At 69.3% G+C, this 18,661-nt stretch carries 15 protein-coding genes and 2 pseudogenes; 4 read left to right on the top strand and 13 right to left on the bottom strand.

All coding sequences use genetic code 11. The features are described 5' to 3' along the window. Positions 1–20: 20 nt before the first annotated feature. Positions 21–1,439, bottom strand: a complete 1,419-nt coding sequence (locus tag G3I56_RS28915) for a histidine-type phosphatase (protein WP_164413970.1) — start codon at positions 1,437–1,439, stop codon at positions 21–23. 188 nt (positions 1,440–1,627) lie between these two features. Here G3I56_RS28915 and nagZ point away from each other — a divergent pair, with 188 nt between their 5' ends. Then, positions 1,628–3,187, top strand: a complete 1,560-nt coding sequence (gene nagZ, locus G3I56_RS28910; RefSeq protein ID WP_239135156.1) for a beta-N-acetylhexosaminidase — start codon at positions 1,628–1,630, stop codon at positions 3,185–3,187. Positions 3,188–3,502: 315 nt separating this feature from the next. Here nagZ and G3I56_RS28905 read toward each other — a convergent pair whose 3' ends face one another. Next, a complete protein-coding gene (locus tag G3I56_RS28905) occupies positions 3,503–4,759 on the bottom strand; it encodes a cellulase family glycosylhydrolase (protein WP_164413968.1) in 1,257 nt (418 codons plus the stop codon). A gap of 84 nt (positions 4,760–4,843) precedes the next feature. Here G3I56_RS28905 and G3I56_RS28900 point away from each other — a divergent pair, with 84 nt between their 5' ends. After that, positions 4,844–6,007: a BadF/BadG/BcrA/BcrD ATPase family protein gene (locus tag G3I56_RS28900; protein ID WP_164413966.1), complete on the top strand. Its 1,164-nt coding sequence runs from the start codon at positions 4,844–4,846 to the stop codon at positions 6,005–6,007. A gap of 74 nt (positions 6,008–6,081) precedes the next feature. After that, the gene (locus G3I56_RS28895) at positions 6,082–8,322 is read left to right on the top strand and encodes a glycoside hydrolase family 3 N-terminal domain-containing protein (RefSeq protein WP_164414100.1); all 2,241 of its coding nucleotides are present in this window, start codon (positions 6,082–6,084) and stop codon (positions 8,320–8,322) included. A 73-nt stretch (positions 8,323–8,395) separates the two neighbouring features. On the opposite strand, the gene cpt is transcribed toward G3I56_RS28895, so the two are convergent. From cpt to G3I56_RS28860, 7 genes and pseudogenes are all read right to left on the bottom strand, one after another. Continuing rightward, a complete protein-coding gene (cpt, locus tag G3I56_RS28890) occupies positions 8,396–8,968 on the bottom strand; it encodes a chloramphenicol phosphotransferase CPT (RefSeq protein ID WP_239135170.1) in 573 nt (190 codons plus the stop codon). Between the two features lie 143 nt (positions 8,969–9,111). Next, positions 9,112–9,990: an RNA polymerase sigma-70 factor gene (locus G3I56_RS28885; protein WP_164413964.1), complete on the bottom strand. Its 879-nt coding sequence runs from the start codon at positions 9,988–9,990 to the stop codon at positions 9,112–9,114. Further along, the gene (locus G3I56_RS28880) at positions 9,987–10,628 is read right to left on the bottom strand and encodes a carboxymuconolactone decarboxylase family protein (protein ID WP_343240080.1); all 642 of its coding nucleotides are present in this window, start codon (positions 10,626–10,628) and stop codon (positions 9,987–9,989) included. Before G3I56_RS28880 ends, G3I56_RS28885 begins: the two co-directional genes overlap by 4 nt. A 99-nt stretch (positions 10,629–10,727) precedes the next feature. Beyond that, positions 10,728–11,414: a class I SAM-dependent methyltransferase gene (locus G3I56_RS28875; protein ID WP_164413962.1), complete on the bottom strand. Its 687-nt coding sequence runs from the start codon at positions 11,412–11,414 to the stop codon at positions 10,728–10,730. 149 nt (positions 11,415–11,563) lie between these two features. Beyond that, on the bottom strand, positions 11,564–12,391 hold the full coding sequence (locus G3I56_RS28870) for a Tat pathway signal sequence domain protein (protein WP_239135155.1): 828 nt from the start codon (positions 12,389–12,391) through the stop codon (positions 11,564–11,566). Positions 12,392–12,465: 74 nt separating this feature from the next. Beyond that, the gene (locus tag G3I56_RS28865) at positions 12,466–13,281 is read right to left on the bottom strand and encodes a chitosanase (RefSeq protein ID WP_343240079.1); all 816 of its coding nucleotides are present in this window, start codon (positions 13,279–13,281) and stop codon (positions 12,466–12,468) included. A 344-nt stretch (positions 13,282–13,625) separates the two neighbouring features. Beyond that, positions 13,626–13,874, bottom strand: a pseudogene (locus tag G3I56_RS28860) (DUF4232 domain-containing protein); the annotation flags it as partial. Positions 13,875–13,969: 95 nt separating this feature from the next. On the opposite strand from G3I56_RS28860, the gene G3I56_RS28855 reads away from it, so the two are divergent. Further along, complete coding sequence (locus G3I56_RS28855) at positions 13,970–14,524, top strand: hypothetical protein (RefSeq protein WP_203690868.1); 555 nt, start codon at positions 13,970–13,972, stop codon at positions 14,522–14,524. 313 nt (positions 14,525–14,837) lie between these two features. Here G3I56_RS28855 and G3I56_RS28850 read toward each other — a convergent pair. The 4 genes and pseudogenes from G3I56_RS28850 to G3I56_RS28835 all read right to left on the bottom strand — a co-directional run. Then, positions 14,838–15,227: pseudogene (locus tag G3I56_RS28850) on the bottom strand (aminoglycoside phosphotransferase family protein); the annotation flags it as partial. 151 nt (positions 15,228–15,378) lie between these two features. Then, entirely contained in the window at positions 15,379–16,263 is an 885-nt protein-coding gene (locus tag G3I56_RS28845) for a carbohydrate ABC transporter permease (protein ID WP_164413958.1), read from the bottom strand. Then, positions 16,260–17,279, bottom strand: a complete 1,020-nt coding sequence (locus tag G3I56_RS28840; RefSeq protein WP_164413956.1) for a sugar ABC transporter permease — start codon at positions 17,277–17,279, stop codon at positions 16,260–16,262. The genes G3I56_RS28845 and G3I56_RS28840 overlap by 4 nt, the downstream gene beginning before the upstream one ends. Before the next feature lie 2 nt (positions 17,280–17,281). After that, complete coding sequence (locus tag G3I56_RS28835; protein WP_164413954.1) at positions 17,282–18,658, bottom strand: extracellular solute-binding protein; 1,377 nt, start codon at positions 18,656–18,658, stop codon at positions 17,282–17,284. Between the last annotated feature and the right edge of the window lie 3 nt (positions 18,659–18,661).

Genomic DNA, 18,661 nt, shown 5'->3' with positions numbered 1-18,661 from the left:
TACGTCAGGTACCTCGTACGTCAGGAAGTACGGCCGAAGCAGCGCTCCAGCTCATCCAGGGCGTAGAACTTGCTGCCCTTGGACACGGGTCGGCAGCCGGCCTTGAAGGCGGTCTCCTTCTCGTTGTAGAGCATCCGTACGAGGGTGGTGTCGCCCTTGCGGAACACGTCCCACTGGATGTTCGAGGCCATCGGCGCCACCGCCGCGCCCCGCCACGCGTTGTCGCCGTACGTGTACGGCCGCTCGGCGCTCACTCCCCGCGTACTGCCCGGCAGGCCCATCAGTGCGGCCAGCGGGATGATCTCCTCGGCGTGCGTGAAGCGCAGTTCGGCGCCGAGGGTGCCGGTGGCGGCGGTGCTGTCCTGCGCGGTCTCGGCCTTCTTGAAGAAGTCGTCGAGCAGGACGCCCGCCATCTTGTAGGTGATGTCGCTGTCGGAGAAGCCGGGACCCTTCTCGTAGAAGTCCTCGGCGTCGCTCAGGTACCCGAACCAGGCGGCATCGCGCTGCGAGATGTACCGGTCCATGTGCCAGCCCTTGCCGCCGGGGCTCTCGTCGCTCATGGCCGGGGCGATCCCGTACAGGTTGTAGACCGCCTCGGCCGCGTCCACCGCGCTGCCGGCGGTGCTCGCGAACTCGCCGTCGACGATGCGCTGCACGAAGCCGCGCTTGAAGATCTTCCGCAGTACGTCCGACGCGGCGCGGTGGGTGGCCGGCTGGTCGGTGATCGACGTGAGGGTGGTGGCGAGACGCTGGTCGTTCGCGATGTAGTCGCGGTAGGCGGCGCCCCCGGCGGCCTTGTGGAAGTAGAGCAGGTCCTTGTCGGTGCGGCCCGCGCCGATGAGCGGCTTGAGTGCCGGGTCGGTGGCCGCCAGGGTGTCCGCGAAGAGCTGCCCGCTGTCGACGGCGCGGCCCTGTCCGGAGCTGACGACGTCGATCTTCTCGCCGTTCCTCGCGATACCGGCGAAGAGGCCCGGCAGCCGCTTCTCCATCCGTACGGCGGTGCCCGCGATCTCGCTCTTGCCGCGCCCGCTGAGGTTGCCGTAGCCGACCTTGGTCATGGCGGCGAGCAGGGCCCGCACCTTCGGCCCGAACTCCTTGCCGCGCGCGGTGAGTTGGCCCTCGCTCTCGGCCTGGTCCCACAGCTTGAGGATCAGGTCGCCGTCCGAACTGTCGGTCGCGGCCCGGGAGCCGTGCCGGGAGACGTTCTCCGTGAACACCGGGACGAAGCCCTTCGGGGGCTGCTGATAGCTCCGCAGGCTCTGCTGGGGGGCGTACGAGGCCTTGGTGCCGTAGCTGTCGGCGGAGGCGGAGGCGGATCCGGAGCCGTAGGAGGAAGTGGAGCCGGAGGAGGAAGTGGAACGGTCCGCCGCGTGGGCGGGGAGTGCGGTGGCCAGCAGGGCGCACAAGGGTGCGGCGAGGGCGAGGGCGGTGCGGTTCATGGGCGCATCGTCGGTGGCGCGGGTGAACCCGGGATGGCCGTGGAATGGCGCATGCGGGGCGTATGGGGCATGTGCGCTGCGAGATTCTGGTTGTTTGATTCACCTTGTGCTGCAGTTTTGGTGACTTCTATCATCCAAGTGTCTGCCAAGTATCTGCCCGCGAACCCAGAGGCCTTCCGATGAAGTCGATGAAGTCGATGCAGCAGCAGCCCCGGAATCACCTGCCCCTCGACCTGCCCCTCGACCTGCCTGTCGACCTCGACGAAGCCGTCCACCGGTGCCTCGTCGCCGGTTTCGACGGCACCACGGGTGTCCCGGACACCCTCAAGCGGCTCATCGAGCGCGGCCTCGGCGGAGTGATCCTCTTCACCCGCAACGTGCGCGACGCGGGCCAGGTCCGCCGCCTCACCGACGAGCTGCGCGCCCTGCGGCCCGATCTCCTCGTCGCCATCGACAACGAGGGCGGCGGCATCGGCCACCTCGTCGCCGCGGGCGCGCCCGAGGTGCCCGGCTCGTACGCCCTCGGCGTCGTCGACGACCCGGACCTCACCGCCCGCTGCGCCGACGCCCTCGCCGGTCACCTCTCCTCGCTGGGCATCACCGTCTCGTACGCCCCCGTGGCAGACCTCCAGTACCACCCCGACAACCCGATCGTCCGTACCCGCTCCTTCGGCTCCGATCCGGAACTCGCCGCCCGTCACCTCCGCGCCTGGATCACGGCCACCGAGGCGCGCGGCGTCGCTTCCTGCGCCAAGCACTTCCCCGGCCACGGCGGCACGGTGACCGACAGCCACCACGAGATGGCGGTCGACCTGCGGTCGTACGACGAGATCCGCGCCGATGTCGAGCCGTTCCGGGCCGCTGTGGCGGCGGGCGTGCCGATGCTGATGAGCGCGCATGTGGTGTACCCGGCGCTGGATCCGGAACGGCCCGCGACCCTCAGCCGCCGCATCCTGGGCGACCTGCTTCGCCACGACCTCGGTTTCGACGGGGTCCTGGTCAGCGACGCCCTGGAGATGAAGGCGATAGCCGACCGGTACGGCGAGGCGGCCGGCGCCCGGCTCGCCCTGGCCGCGGGCGCCGACCAGGTGATCGTGGCCGTACCGGACCTGGCGACCACCCTGGCCTGCCGGGACGCGGTGATCGACGCGCTGCGGGACGGGATGCTCGCGGAGGAGCGGGTACGGGAGGCCGCCGGGCGGGTGCGGAAGCTGGCGGAGCGGTATGCGGGGGCGGTGGGGGAGGGCGCGGTCGCGCCGTGGGACGCGGGCGCGGGGCTTGACGCGGCTCGGCGGGCTGTACGGGGTGGCGCTGCCGGTTTCGGGGATGGTGTCGGTGCGGTGTCCGCGGGGCGGGGTGCGTATGTCGTCGATCTGTTTCCGCCGCCGCATCCCGCGCTGAACTGGGGTGGCGAGGACCTGCTGAGCGAGGTGCGGGCGCTGGATCCCACGGCTGCGGGCATGGTGCTGAACGAGGCTCCAGTGGATCCCGCTGCCCTGGCCGAGGGGATTCTGTGGTGGGCGGTGGGGGTGCCGCTGGTGGTCGCCACGTCGGATGCGGGGTTGTATCCGTGGCAGGAGGAGCTGCGGGACGCGCTGGTGGCCGGGCGGGGGGACGCGGTGGTGGTGGAGACCGGGTTGACCGACGGTGGGGTCGGTGCGCGTTCCGGTGCGGGTGCGTTGTGTTCCTACGGGCGGGGGCGGGTCAATTTGCGGGCGTTGGCCGAGGTGTTGGTAGGGGGTGTCTGAGGTGGTGTGTGGGGTGCGGGCCGGTGGAGGCCGGCCGCGCCCACGCGGCGGAGCCGCAAATGTCACAGCCCCGCGCTCCTGAAGGCAGCCGGTTGCTGTCTGCGCCGGGTGGACTCGCGCCCTGGGAGCGCTCGCCCTCGCGGCCTCCGGCCACTGGCCGGGCCACTGCTAGGGCTCCCCAGGGGCCCGGGCCCAGGGGCCCGGGCCCCTGGGGAGCCCTCCCTTGCTGCTGGTCTCCGGTTGGACCCCGGCCCTGGGAGCGTGCCGCTCGCTTCCGGTCGGGGGCGCGCCCTCGGTCCTTGCCGCTCGCTCCGGTCAACGGGGGCGTGCGGCTTCCTTGATGCCCCGGGCCGTCAGGTAGGTCTCGTCCTCGGCGTGTTCCGCCAGTACCACCGCCGGGCGCGTGCCCTCCGCCCGCAGTCGCATCCACGCCTCGAAGTACGCGCCTCCCGGGCCCGACACCGAGCGTGTGCCCGGTGTGCAGTCCAGGATCAGGGCGGTCGTACGGGGCTCGGCCGGGCGGGGGGCGGCGCGCAGCTCGGTGACCGTCTCCGCGAGGGCCTCGGCGATGGGCTTCGGGCGGCCCGTGGAGTCGAACAGGCCGAGGGTGTACTCCAGTTCGGGGAAGTCGGCCAGGGAACGGTCGACGTCGTGGGAGCACCACCAGGTGACCCCGTACAGGTTGGCGCACTCGGCGGCGTTGCGTACGGTCGCGCGGGCGAAGCCGGGTGCGTCGGCTGCCGGGATGTGCGGTTCGGGGGCGCCGGTCTCCTGGACCCAGACGGGCCGGGCGGGATCCTCGGCGTACGCGGTGGCCAGTTCCACGCCGTACTCCGCGAGATGCTGGACCTGCGGGGAGCGGGGGCCGTAGCGGCGGGCGCAGTCGGCCGAGAACACCCAGGGGTGGACGGTCGTCAGGTCGCCCTTGCGGGCCGAGGCCTCCGGCGTGAAGGGGTGGTCGTCGCTGTACCAGGCGGCGTCGTACGCGGAGTGCGTGACCAGGCCTGTCGCGCCCGCCGGTCCCAGCCCTGTTCGCGCGGCGGCCAGCAGGGTGTCCAGGTAGTGGTCGATGTCGGCCACCGTCACCGGGTTGTGTTCGACCAGGTTGTTGAGCTCGTTGCCGAGCTGGAGGCCGAGGAGGTTCGGGCGGCCGGTCAGCGCGCTGCCGAGGGTGCGCAGCAGGTTGGCCTGCGCCTCGATCGCCTCCGGGTCCGTGAAGACGTTGCGGTGGTGCCAGCTGCGGGTCCACTCCGGGTAGAAGTCGAAGCTGGAGAGGTGGCCCTGCACACCGTCCACCATGACGTCGAGGCCCGCCTCCGCCGCCACGTCGACCAGCTGCGCCACCTGGTCCACGGCCGACGCGCGGATCAGCGTGCGGTTCGGCTGGAGCAGCGGCCAGAGCGGGAAGATCCGTACGTGGTCCAGGCCCAGCCCGGCGATCTGGTCGAGATCCTCGCGGGCGAGGGCCGGGTCGAAGTCGTACCAGGAGTGGAACCAGCCCCGGCGCGGCGTGTAGTTGACGCCGAAACGAGGAGCGGGAGACGGAGAAGAGGGGGCGGTGGATGTGCTCACGGGTCCTCCACGGACGTGCGTGACTGCGCCGGGCCGCGAGTCGGGTCTTGTCCTCGGCGAATGTATGAACCACCATAGTGCGCGATGAGCAATGAATTGAACCAGCATTCGAGTCGGAACTCGGGCCGGGAATCGGGTCAGGATTCCGGCCCGGGCGAACACGGTGTTCCGGCGGCCGGCGCCCTCGTCGTCGGGCTCGACGCCGGTGGCACCCGTACGCGCGCCGTGCTGGCGTCCGCCTTCGACGGGCGAACGCTCGGTGAGGGCGTCGCCGGGCCGGGCAACGCCCTCACCGTCGCCGTGCCGCAGCTCACCGAGCACCTCGTCGAGGCCCTCGCCCTGGCGGTGCCGGAGCCGGACCGCCGCCGGGTCGTCGCCGTCGCGGGCGGCTTCGCGGGCGCCGCCGGCACCGCCGACGAACCCGGCCGCGTCAACGCCCTCACCGCGCTGACGGAAGCCCTGCGCCGACTCGGCATCCGCGTCCCCGCGCGCGAGATCCGGATCTGCAGCGACATCGAGGCCGCCTTCGCCGCCGCCCCGGACACCCCGGGTCCCCCTGCCGACGGGCTGGCCCTCGTCGCCGGTACGGGCGCCGTCGCGATGCGCATCACCGCCCGCCACTGCGAGAAGACGGTAGGCGGCGACGGCTGGCTCCTAGGCGACGACGGCGGCGGCTTCTGGATCGGCCGGGAAGCGGTCCGGGTCGCGCTGCGCATGGCGGACCGGCGGGGCGGCGACACGACTCTGGCGGCGCTGGTGGGACGGGAGTTGGGGGTGCCGGTCGCGGTCCTCCCGCGCGAGGGTGAGGTGTCGGCGTACGAGGGTGAGATGTCGGCGTACGAAGGTGAGGGCGCCGCTCAGCAGCCCTGGACCCGTTCCGCCCGTGAGGCCTTTCGCCGGTACGTCCTCCCCGCCGTCATGGCCGAACCGCCGGTCGGGCTGGCCCGGTTCGCCCCGCTGGTCGCCGGGGCGGCCCGCGCGGGGGACACCCTCGCGCGGGCGATCCTCGACGAGGCCGCCGGTCATCTCGCCGACTGCGTACGGGCGTTGGAGCCGAGGCCGGGCGAGTCGGTGGTCGCGACGGGCGGCCTGCTCGGCCCCGAAGGCCCACTGACCGCCCCCCTTGAGCCGCATCTGCGTGCCCTCGGTTTGGTGGCGCACTGGGTCCCCGACGGCAGCCGGGGCGCGGTGGCCCTGGCCCGACTCGCACCGGGCCCTGCCCCGCAGCACCTGGAGAAGAACCAGTGACCGTGACCGTGTCCCCCCTCTACCGTGACCCCGCCGCCCCCGTCGACGCCCGCGTCGCCGACCTCCTGGCGCGGATGACCCTGCGGGAGAAGGTGGGCCAGCTCAACCAGCGGATGTACGGCTGGGACGCCTACCGCCGCCGCCCCGACGGCGAGTTCGAGCTGACCCGGGCCCTGTACGAGGAGACCGACCGCTTCGAGGGCCTCGGCGCCCTGTACGGACTCCTGCGCGCCGACGCCTGGTCCGGCGTCGACCACTCGACCGGCGCCGACGCGCAAACGGGCCCGGCGCTGGCCCACCTGGTCCAGCGCCACGTACTCGAACGCAGCCGCCTCGGCATCCCCACTCTCTTCGTCGAGGAGGTACCGCACGGCCTCATGGCCCTCGACGGCACGGTCCTCCCCGTCAACCTGGCGGTGGGCGCCACCTGGGACCCGGACCTGTACGAGCGGGCGGCATCCCACGCCGCCGCCGAACTCCGCGCCAGGGGCGGCCACTTGGCCCTGGTCTCGGCGCTGGACATCGCCCGTGACCCTCGCTGGGGCCGTACGGAGGAGTGCTTCGGGGAGGACCCGTACCTCGCCGCGCGCCTGACGGAGGCGCTGGTGAGAGGCGCGCAGGGGGACATGGACGAGCAGGGGAGATTCTCCTCGGACAAGGCCCCGGTGGTCCTGAAGCACTTCGCCGGCCAGGGTGCGACGGTCGGCGGCCGGAACTCGGCCGAGTCGGAGCTGGGTCCCCGTGAACTCCATGAGATCCACCTCCCGGCAGCCAGGGCCGGGGTACGGGCCGGTGCGGCGGCGGTCATGGCCGCCTACAACGAGGTGGACGGCATCCCGTGCTCGGCCAACGGCCCTTTGCTGAACGGGTTGTTGCGCGGCAGCGGGGATCGTGGTGGCTGGGGCTTCGAGGGCCTGGTCATGGCGGACGGGCTGGCGGTGGACCGCCTCGCCCGCATCACCGGCGACAAGGTCTCCGCAGGTGCTCTCGCCCTCAACTCCGGTATCGACCTGAGCCTTTGGGACGAGGGCTTCACGCACCTGGCGGAGGCGGTGGAACGAGGCCTGGTGAAGGAGTCGGTGCTCGACACGGCCGTATCCCGGGTCCTGACCCTGAAATTCCGCCTCGGCCTCTTCGAACACCCTTATGTGACACCGGAGTTGCCGTCCGCCGACGCCGGCCGTTCCCTGAGCACAGCCCTCGCGCGCTCGGCCGTCACCCTCCTCCACAACAAGGCGGGCGTCCTGCCCGTCGACCAGGCGAGGATCTCCCGTATAGCCGTCCTCGGCCCGCACTCCGCCACCACGGCCCACCAACTCGGCGACTACACCGCCCCCCAGCGCCCCGGCACAGGGACCAGTGTCCTGGCCGCCCTCCGCGACCTCACCCACCAGGAGACGGAGCTCCGCTACGCCCAAGGCTGTGCCCTGACCGGCGACGACCTCTCCGGCATCCCCGAGGCGGTGGCGGCAGCGGCGGCCTCCGACCTGGCCGTACTGGTCCTGGGCGGCAGCAGCGCCCGTACCCCGGACACGGAGTTCGACGCCAACGGCGCGGCGCGCACCGCGGTGTCGGAGATGACCTGCGGCGAGGGTGTCGACCTGGCCGACCTGCGGCTGGGCCGGGCCCAGCACGCCCTGCTGGACGCGGTGACGGCGACGGGCACACCCGCGGTCGTCGTCCTGATCCAGGGCCGCCCGCACGCTGTCCCGGAGGCGGCGGAACACGCCGCCGCACTGCTCACGGCCTGGTATCCGGGCCCCTGGGGCGGCGAGGCGATCGCCGAGATCCTCCTCGGCCACACCGCCCCGACCGGCCACCTCCCCGTGTCGGTACCGCGCTCGGCGGCCCAACTCCCCGTCTACTACAACCACAAGGACACGGAGTACGGGTCGTACGTGGACGAGGACGCCGAGCCGCAGTATTCCTTCGGCCACGGCCTGACGTACACGACGTTCGAGTACGGCGTCCCGAACATCAGGCCGGATGGCGCCAGTTGCGGTGACCAGGTCGAGGTCGAGGTCGCGGTCACCAACACCGGTGGACGGGCGGGGCGTTCGGTGGCCCAGCTCTACATCCGCCCGCTGCGTACGACGGTGTGGCCCCGGACCCTGGAACTCCGCGCCTTCCAGGGCGTCGACCTGGCTTCTGGTGAGTGCCGTACGGTCACGTTCTCCCTCGGCCCCGACCAACTCGCCCAGGTCGGGGCCGATTTGAAGGCGGCAGTACTGCCCGGGAGCGTGGAGATCCGGGTGGCGGAGTCGGCGCGGGGGGCGTTGGGGGTCGTACCGGTCGTCCTCGGCATCAAGGGGTGATCGTCATGTTCTCGATCAGCGCTGAACACGGTCGTGAACGCGACGGCCTGAGTGAGGCGGTGGGGGCGCCGGATCAGCCGACTCGGTCCTCACCGCCGTGGACGCGCGCGGCGATGGTTCGCGCGCACGCCAGGGACTCGGTGTGCGACGTGTCGACCTCCAGGTCGTAGACGACGCCCTCGTGGACGACGTCCGCCTGCGCGGCGGCCATCCCCGGAGCCCGGTCTCCCCGGGCGATCTCGCGGCGCGCGGCGACGGCGCTCTCGCACCGGACGCCGACCCACAGCACGGGCAGGTCACCCACTTCACCCACTTCACCAAGAGCCTTGCGCCAGCGCTGCTGGGACGCCGCTCCGCCGAGGAAGACGTCGTCGATGACGACCCGGGCGCCGGCCCGGACCATTGCCACGACGCCTTCCCGCCAGGCCGCCTCCAGCGCCAGGAAGTCCGCCCCGACGCTCACTTCGCCGTCCGCCGCGATCGCGATCCCCGCGTCCGACTCCCGCATCCTCGCGGGCAGGGCGTCGACGAACGAGTCGCACCCGAACGCCAGCCACGGGTCCGGCAGTTCGGCCTGCAGACACCGTACGATCGCGGACTTCCCCGAGCTGGAACCACCGTTGAGAATGATCATCTGAGCCTGCATCTCGACCTGCATCTCGCCCTGTATCTGGACCTGAGCCTGCGCCCGAACCGGAATCGCCACCGCGCCACACTAGGGCGCCCGCTGCGGGGAACGAAACGAATTCCGGCCGGAGCGGGCTGTCTCTTGTGCGGGCGGCGGCGGGTTCACCTGGCGAGTTCGGCCGGTTCGTCGAGCCGTGTCAGCTTCTGCGGGTTGCGCACGATGTAGATCCGGGTTACCTGCCCGTTCTCCACCACGAGGCTCACGGCGGTCGGCTCGCCGTTCATCTCGATCCGGCCCGCGGGCGCGCCGTTGAGCCATACGGTCGTCATCTCGAACGGGACCGCGACCTGGTTCGCGCGCGTGAGCAGCTTCGCCACCGGTTCGGCCCCGTGCATCGGAGCCAGCACGGCGGCCACGACCCCGCCACCATCGGCGATCAGGACGACATCCGGCGCCATGACCTCCAGCAGGTCCTGCAACTGCCCGGTGCGCAGGGCGAGAAGGAAGCGGTCCACGACGGTCCGCTGCTCGGCCCGGCTCACCCGCACCCGCGGCTGCCGGGCGGCCACATGCTCACGCGCCCGCCGCGCGACCTGCCGTACCGTCGCCGCGGACTTCCCGATGGCCTCGCCGATCTCGCCGTACGGCATCTCGAAGACCTCGCGCAGCACGAACACCGCGCGCTCGGTGGGCCCGAGGGTTTCGAGGACGGTCAGCATCGCGATCGAGACGCTCTCCGCGAGTTCGACGTCCTCGGCGACATCAGGGCTGGTCAGCAGGGGTTCAGGCAGCCACTCGCCCACGTACTCCTCACGGCTGCGGGACAACGTACGCAGCCGGTTGAGTGCCTGCCGGGTGACGATCCGGACGAGGTACGCCCGAGCCTCACGCACCTGGGACCTGTCGACGCCGGCCCACCGCAGCCAGGACTCCTGCAGTACGTCCTCCGCGTCGGCCGCCGAGCCGAGCATCTCGTAGGCGACAGTGAAGAGCAGGCTGCGGTGGGTGACGAAGGGATCGGCAGTCGAATCCTCGGTCATATCGCCGCCGACACCACGCCGGGCTTGTCGATGCCGGACTTCGCGATGGCGGGCCTCTCGGCACCGGACCTGTTGTTGCCCGCCTCCTCGGGACGTGCGGCCAGCGGTATCCCGCACGCGTCGGAGAAGCCCTGCGAGGTGATCCCGTGCGCCGAGTTGTTCCGCGTCGCCATGTTGGCGAAGCCGATGCCTGCGGTGAGCTCGACCATCGCCGCCGGACCGAGCCGGTCGAGCAGGCCCGCGTACAGTTCGTCGTCGACGGTCGGCGGCGTGTTCGTCATGGCCTCGGCGTACTCCAGTACGTCCCGTTCCAGCGGCGTGAACACCTCCGACTCGCGCCAGCGCGGCACCTGGCTCGCCTTGGTCAGGTCCAGGTCCTTGTGCAGCGCCTGGAAGTAGTTGATGTCGAGGCACCAACCGCAGCCGACCTGCGCGGCGACCGCCATGTGCGCGAAGATCTTGAGCCCCTCGTCGGCCATGTCCCACTCGCCCACCCTGCCCCCGATCTCCGAGGAGTCCCGGGCGACCTTGGGGTTGTGCGCCGTCACCTCGAAGGGCTCGGGCACGGCACCGAACTGCTTGACCAGGTTCTCACTGATCTCGGCGGGGAGCTGTGCTTTCGGAATGCGCAGTGTCACGGTGTTCTCCTCGTCGGTTCCTTGACGGTTCCTTGTCGATTTCCCAGGCCTGTCGGCCTGTTGGACATGAAGACACCGGCGGACTCGGGAACGTGACAATCACTGTGGCGCGAGGGGGCGTTCGGGTTTCCGGGCGAGGAAGGTGGCGACTGTCCTCCGTACGTTTTCGTCGGGCGCCTGCACCAGTCGCGCCGTGATCACGAGACCGGCCCGGGTGAGCAGTTCGGCGATCCGCTCCACCGGCAGCAGATGGGCCTCGTAGGACACCGGATGGCCGCCGTAAGCCTGGGTCGGACGCAGATGCAGATACTCGTCGTCTCCCACGTAGCCGGCCAGCATCAGGAGGCCGCCGGGTGCGAGGGTGCGGTGGAACTCGGCGTACACGGTGGGTAGTTGCTCGGGCGGGGTGTGGTGGGTGGAGTAGTAGGCGAGGATGCCGCCGAGTTCGTCGTCCCGCAGCGCGAGGTCGGTCATCGAGCCCACGGTGAAGCTCAGGTGCGGGTGGGCCCGGCGGGCCAGCTCGATCATCTTCGGGGACAGGTCGACGCCGAACGCGGGCACTCCGAGGCCTGCCAGATGCGCGGTCACCTTGCCGGGTCCGCATCCGAGGTCCGCGACCGGGCCGGCGTCGGCCACTCGCAGGGCTTCGGCGAAAGCGGCCAGCATCGCGCGTGACAGAGGGTCCAACTCCGCCGGATTCTTGACGAGTTGGACGTAGTCGGCGGCGACGGTGTCGTACGAGTCGCGGATCGCGGTGAGGTGGGCGGGGGAGGGGTTGTGGGTCACGCGGGGGACTTTAAGGGAGGGGACTGACACCGACACCCGAAGCGGGGTCCGGTGTCCAGGGCAACCGGCCCGCCCGACAAAGCCGGGCGGGCCGGATCGGCCGGTCCGACCCCCATCACCGCCTACGCGGCCCTTTCGCTGTCTGACGGTCAGGTCTGCTGATACGCCTTCAGGTCCTTGACGAGCAGGTAGGTGTTCTTCAGATGCGCGCTGTCCTTGAGCGAGCGGTAGATTCCCCACTTGGGCCGCGCCCGCTCGCCCAACCAGGTGTCGAGCCCGGACGCGCTCGCATCGGCGACCGTGCTGGAGCCGTCGGTGACCACCCAGCGGATCTTGCCGTCGCCGTCACCGAAGGTGATCTGCAGGTCGAAGCCGATCCACTTGTTCTGGAGCGGAGCAAGGTCGGTACGGCCGACGATCCTGCCGCTGAGGGCGGAGTTCAGCTCGATGGTGGGTTTGCCGTCATGCTGCCGCAACGACATGACGATGATCGGCCCGCTCCCGGCCCCCGGCATCTTGAACTGCATGATGTGGGTGAAACTGCTGGTCGCCTCCAGGCTTGAAGGTATGAACAGGGAGTCGGTGAAGCGCCAGGTCTCCCCCTCGGAAATCGTCAGATCCCGACCTTCGGCGCTCATCCCTTTGACCTCGTTGCGCTGCCGGTCCGGGCTGGAGTCCCTTTCCTCCAGAGGCATGTCGAAGCGGTACGCGCCATCCTCGACGTATATGTGCTTGACCCCCGGGTCGGATCCCGCCCGGTCGTCCTCCACTCCTTCGAACGCCTCCAACCCGTCTTTCACCGGATCCGGACTCCAACGCAACGTCCACCCGGCGTCGGCGTTGGCGTCGGAGGCTGTGGCCGCTCTGACTTCGACCTTGGCCTTCTGGTCCGGCTGTGCCTCTCCCGCCATGGCGTTGGTGCCAAGGCTCAGGGCGACAAGCGCCGATATCGCCGCCGCGCCGGCAGTAGCGGCCATAACGGCCTTCTTACGGCGTGTATGTGCGTGCGACCCCATGGTCGTATCCCTTCTGCCGGCCCTACTGTCGGCAATCAGTTCTCGATGGTGTAGGGGTCTCCATAGACCTTCCACCGCAGCGGCGGATTCAGATCGAGGTTGCCCGCACGCAGGAACACCCGCTGTTCGGTATCGACGCGGCTGGTGTCGCTGTGCGCTTCCTCGGTCTTCATCGCCGCCTTGCGGGCATCGAGGAAAGCGTTCAGGTAGGCCGTTTCGTCACCACCCTGGGCAGGTGTTTTGGCTTTCCTCAGGGCGGTCTTGCGTATGCCGCCGAAACTGACCGTGTCGTCACCGGGACCGTGCATCACGATCGCGTCGTAGTAGATGAACTGCCCCAGCGTCCTCAGCCCGTCGCTCTTGGCCTGCTTGACCGCCGGGTCGAAGTACACCCGGTCCCGCTCCGCGTCCTGGGCCTGCTGGAACGTCTTGTCCTTGGCCGCCGTACGCCAGTCCGCCACGAACGCGTCGCCAAGTCCACTGTGCGAATCGGACCCGTTCACCCGCTTGAGCGCCGGCAGGTACTTGGCCAGCACGTTGCCCGGCTTCGCCTGCGTGTACGCCTGGACCAGCTCCAGCATGTCCCCGGTCCCGGAACAGAACCCGACGATCCCGGCCGTATAGCCCCGGCCGTCGCCGATGTCCTCGATGTACTGGTACTGGGCCTTCCAGTCCAGCGAGGAGTTCTCCGCACTGGAGACCAGCTGCATCGCGATCTCCTTCTTCCGGGCATCGTCCAGCCCGACCCCCACCACGGCTTCCGCTGCCGGGGCCGGGGCGCTGACGCTCGCGCCCGGATCCGGCAGCCCGGCATCCACGGTGCTACCGGCGTGTGCGGTGCCAAGAGACACGGCTGCCGCCGCGAGCAACGCCGATCCAAACACCAGCCCGGTCGTCCGACGCGACAGGCGCCGGTCAGGAATAACCCTCATGAATTGTTCGCCCTTCGAATGCGATCGCCTGATTGACAGTCGCTCACGCTAGCGACCGCACATTAGACAAACGCACCAACTCGGACGCGCACATGAATCATTAAGGTCGACTTAAGGTTTTCTTATGCATTGACCATCCTGGAGGAGTGGTTGAAATATGGTCAAGAAAACAAAAACGCCTCTGAGCTGCGAAGACGGGGCCTGCTGAAAATCTGGCACGAAATGTGGAATTATGAAATCGGCTGCCACAAAGGGCGGAAAATCTACCGCTCCGTCTTCTCCCATCGTCTGACGCCGAGCTTTCCGGTGGTTCCGAGGTCGAGGTGTGGGGTCACCGTCACCGGGTCGGCGCCGGCTTTCGCCCGCACTCGCACATAGGGCGCGTTCACCGGCGTGCCGGACTCGGTGGTGTTGCGCCAGACCAGGCTGGCGAGCGCCGACTCGCCGGGGCCGAGCGTGACGGGACGGGGCTGGTTGTCGGGCCCGGCGCCGGTGCTGATCTCGCTGCTGCCGTCGTAGAACGTGATCTTGTTGGCGGGGCTGCGATCAGGCGCCCGGATCGATATCGGATCGCGTGAGGTGGTCGCCCGCTGGCACGCTTGCCTTCATGGATCACGCGGAAGTGCTGCTCATCGGAGGGCGAGCTGGTGTTGGTAAGACGACGGTGGGGTGGGAAGTCTCGGCACTGTTGCGCGCCGCGGAGGTCCCTCACGCGATCATCGAGGGTGACTTCATGGGGCAGGTGCATCCGGCACCCGACGGGGATCCGCACCGTGCGGAGATCACCGAGAGCAATCTGGCTGCCGTGTGGGCGAACTTCGCCCGGCGCGGGTATCGGCGCCTGATCTATACGAACACCGTGAGTGTGCTGCCTGAGACGACGGGCATGTTTGAGCGCGCCATGGGGGCCGGAGTGGGGATCATACGAGTCCTGCTCACCGCTTCCGACGCCACCACCCGCGAGCGGCTGGTGGGACGCGAACTCGGCTCGGAGCTTGAGCATGAGGTGGAAAGCAGTGTCCGCAAAGCACGGCTCCTGGACCAGCGGGCCCCGGCGGAGGCAGTGCGGGTGGTGACGGACGGACGGCCTGTCGTGGACATTGCGCGGGAGGTGGTGGCCGCCACCGGTTGGACCGGGCCTCAGCCCGCCCTCAGGTCGTGATCGTGTTGGCGGGCTGCTCCGGTGGCCGCAGCCGTCTTATCGTCGGCCCTGACCAGCCAACATTACGATCTGTGCCTGGAGTAGGCGGCGGCCGAAGCTCAGCGAGATCGAGGATGCCCTTCGTCTCGGTGGACTCAAGTAGGCAGAGAGGGATGGACGCCGCCGATGGCGCGGCCGGTCTCGTCGAGATGGTCAATGGTGGCCGCGCCACATCAGCGGCGCTCCCACTCACAAGCGGTCACCTCCGCCCAAACCGCCTTACCGAACGACTGCACCGTCGAGGTGATGCAAAGTCGCACCAATGGTCGCGAGTTCAGGTGTATCGACTGAAAAGGGATTCCATGTATTCCTCCAACCTTTGAGTCAGGACACCGGCTGTCAGATCGACGCGGCCCAGTTCGCGCCAGGGAACAGCGACCTTCTCCGCGTCCGGAGCGAAAGCCAACGCGTCGAGCAGCCGCCAGTAGAGATGGGCGGGGCCGTCTTCGGCCAGGGTTCCTCCCGCAGCGATGTAGCGGTCGGCGAATCGCATGCCTGCGGGAATCCCGTGCAGCAGAGCGAGGGCCGTTGAGCAATGAGCCACGTCCAAGTCGGCCGGCCCCCAGGAGGTCTCCACCCAGTCGACGACACCACTGATCTGAAGATCATCGGCGATGCCCGTGAAGAGGATGTTGCCGGGATGGAAGTCCCGGTGCAGGAAGCAACCCGCTTCTCCACCCAGGAGCGCGTGGCGCCCCACCCCTGACTGTCAAGATCCGCGCCGACGCCCTCGGTCCCCTCACCTGAACCCATGGACGCAGGCTATCCGTCCCCCCGTGAACCCCTGTGAGCCCCTGTGAACTGGGAGGCCACCCTCAGATCTTCACAGCCCCCGCAGCCACCCCCCGATAGAACCACCGCTGAGTGATCACGAACAGCACCAGCACCGGGATCACCGAGATCACCGACCCCGCCATGACCATCCGCTGGTCGTAGCCGAACGACGAGCTCTGCAGGCGTGAAAGCCCCAGTGTGAGCGTCATGTTGCTCTCGGAGCGCAGCACGATCAGCGGCCACAGGAAGTCGTCCCAGGCGCTGATGAACGTGTTGATGACGACCACCATGATCGCGCCCCACGCGGACGGCAGATACAGGTACTTGAAGCGCTGCCACTCGTTCGCGCCGTCCAGCATCGCCGAGTCCTCGATCTCGCGCGGGACCGCGAGGAACGCGCCGCGCATCAGCATGACGTTGATGGCGCCGACGAAGCCCGGTAGCCACACGCCGGCCAGGCTGTCGACCAGGCCCAGGTCGCGGATGCTGATGAACAGCGAGACCATGATCGACTCGAAGGGGAACATCATCGAGGCGATCAGCACCACCCAGACCGCCCTGCGGCCCTTCCAGGAGGGCTTGGAGAGCATGTAGCCGGCCGTCGTGGAGAAGACCAGCTGGCTGGTGACCGACAGGGCGACCACGATCAGGCTGTTCTTGATGTACGACCACACCGGCACCTGGTCGAAGACCGTCCGGTACGCGCGCAGGGTCGGGTCGTGCGGCAGCAGGGTGGCGTTCGCGCCGAAGACGTCCTCGCTCGTGCCCTTCAGGGAGGCCAGCAGCTGCCACAGCAGCGGGCCCACGGTGAGGCCGAGCACCAGGAGGAGGAGCAGATAGCGGACGACCAGCTGGCGCGGGCGGCCGTAGTCACGCCAACGCGGCATCAGGCGACGGCCCTTGGTCTCGACGACGGTCGTCGTCATGACTCGTCCTCCTTGGTCAGACGCTGCGCCAGCAGGGTCAGGCCCAGCGTCAGCGCGAACAGGGCCACGCTGACGGCCGAGCCGTAGCCGGCGTTGCCGGTGATCGGGTCCAGGCCGACGTCCCGGATGTAGAACGGCAGGGTGCGGTCGGCGCCGCCGGGGCCGCCGGTGGAGCTGCCGAGCATGTAGATCTCGGTGAAGACCCGCAGGGAGCCGATGCCGGTGAGCGTGCCGACGAGCATCATGGCCGTCCGGACGCCGGGGATCGTGATGTTCCAGAAGCGGCGGACCGCGCCGGCGCCGTCCATCTGGGCGGCCTCGTGCAGTTCCTTGGGCACGTTCCCGAGGGCGGCCAGGTAGAAGACCATGTACCAGCCAAGGCCCTTCCACAGGGTCAGGCCCATCGCGGAGAGCAGGATCAGCCACGAGTCGGAGAGGAAGGGGATCGCCGACCTGATCAAGTGGGCCTTCTCCAGCCAGGTGTTGACCAGGCCGTCGTCCGCGAGCAACCACTGCCAGCTCAGGCCCACGACCACGCTGGAGGCGAGCACCGGCGTGTAGAAGGCGGAGCGGAAGAAGCCGATGCCGGGCAGGTTCTTCTCCACCAGGACGGCGAGCATCAACGGCAGCAGCACCATCAGCGGCACGACGATCACCGCGTACAGGATGCTGTTGCGGGTCGCGAGCCAGAAGTCGTCGTCCTGGAGCATCCGCGTGTAGTTGTCGAGTCCGACGAAACCCGCAGCGCCGCCCAGCGGCTTGGCGTTGGTGAACGACAGCAGGACCGTGTTGAGGAACGGGAACACCCCGAAGACCACCGCGCACACGATCGCGGGGGCGGTCCACAGCCACGGCAGCCACCAACGGCGGTACATGGACGCTCCGTTGGCCCCGGGAGCGGGACCGGGCAGCGCGGCCCTGGCGAGTCGGCGGAGGCGAGCCGTGGACGTGGCCGGGGCCGGCGTGGAGGGCAGGGGCTCCACGCCGGACACCGGGTTCGTGATCTGTGCCGTCACTGTCAGCTGCCCTGCTTCAGCAGCTCGTTCGACTTCTCCTGGGCGTCCTTCACGGCGTCCGCCGCGCTCTTCTTGCCCTGCATGGCCAGCTGCACCTGGGACACGATGGCGTTCTGCACGGCCGGGGAGAGGTTGGTCTGGTTGGTGGAGGCCGTCTTGAGCTGGTCGGCGACGAGCTTGCGGGCCTGGGAGAACGGGTCGGTGCCGGTGACGTTCTGGAAGAACGGGTCGTTCAGCGACTCGGTGGTGGTCGGGAAGATCACCACGGCCGGGTCCTTGCACCAGGCCGTCTGGTTCTCGACGTTGGTGAGGAACTCCGCGAACGCGAGCGCCACCGGGGCGTGCTTGCTGGTCGCGGCGACCGAGATGTACTGGGGGGCGCCGGCGGAGGCGACGCCGAGGGCGTCGTAGGGCTGCTGGCCGACGGCCGTCTTGCCGTAGACCGACGGGCTGTTCTGCTTGACGAACCGCACGAAGCTCGGGTTCGTCGAACCGTAGGCCACCTTGCCCTGGCTGTAGAGCGTGGACGGGTCGTTGCTGGAGGACAGCGAGTCCTTCGGCATCGCGCCCTCCTTGTACAGCTTCGCCATCCACTCCACCCACTGGGTGGTGCGCGGGTCGTCGCCGAAGACGGCGGACTTGCCGTCGGTGGAGAGGACCTTGATGCCCATCTGGTCGAAGTCGGCCGGGATGCGCCAGATCGGGTTGGCCATCGTCGCGAAGTACTTGCCTTCGGAGGCCTTGGCGATCTTCTCGTAGTCGGCGAAGAGCCCGAAGATGCTCGTCGGCGCCTTCGCCGGGTCGATGCCGGCCTTCTCCAGCAGGTCCTTGTTGTACGTCAGCAGGACGCCGCCGGTGTACCAGGGCAGCGTGGTGTGGATCGACTTGCCGGAGGCGTCCGCGAAGGTGGCGGTCTTCCAGAACGACGGGACGAAGGGCTTGGAGGCGGCCGGGTCCTTGGTGCCGATGTCGAGCAGGTAGCCGGCCTTGGTGAGGGCGGTCGCCGTCGGCGCGTTGACGTTGATGACGTCGGCCATCGTGCAGGCCTGGGCATCGGCGACGGTCCGGTTGGTGAAGGTGTTGTCGCCGGGGTCGTCGATCCACTTGACCTTGGTGCCGGGGTGAGCCTTCTGGAAGTCGGCGATCACGCCGTTGAAGAAGTCGCCGAAGTCTTTTTTCAGGTTGGTGGTCTGGAAGGTGATCGTGCCCTTGACGTCACCGGTGAGTTTCCCGGAGTCGACGTTGCCCTTGTCGACCGAGCAGCCGCCCGCGGTGGCGCCGCCGCTGTCGTCGGAGCCTCCGGAGAGGCCGCATCCGGCGGCCGTCAACGTCAGTACGACGAGACAGGACAGGGATCCGGTCAGTCTTCTTGCGCGCATTGC

Origin of the sequence: Streptomyces sp. SID12488, assembly GCF_010548275.1 — a bacterium.
Taxonomy (GTDB): Bacteria; Actinomycetota; Actinomycetes; order Streptomycetales; family Streptomycetaceae; genus Streptomyces.
This window is presented reverse-complemented; position numbering and strand designations above follow the sequence as displayed.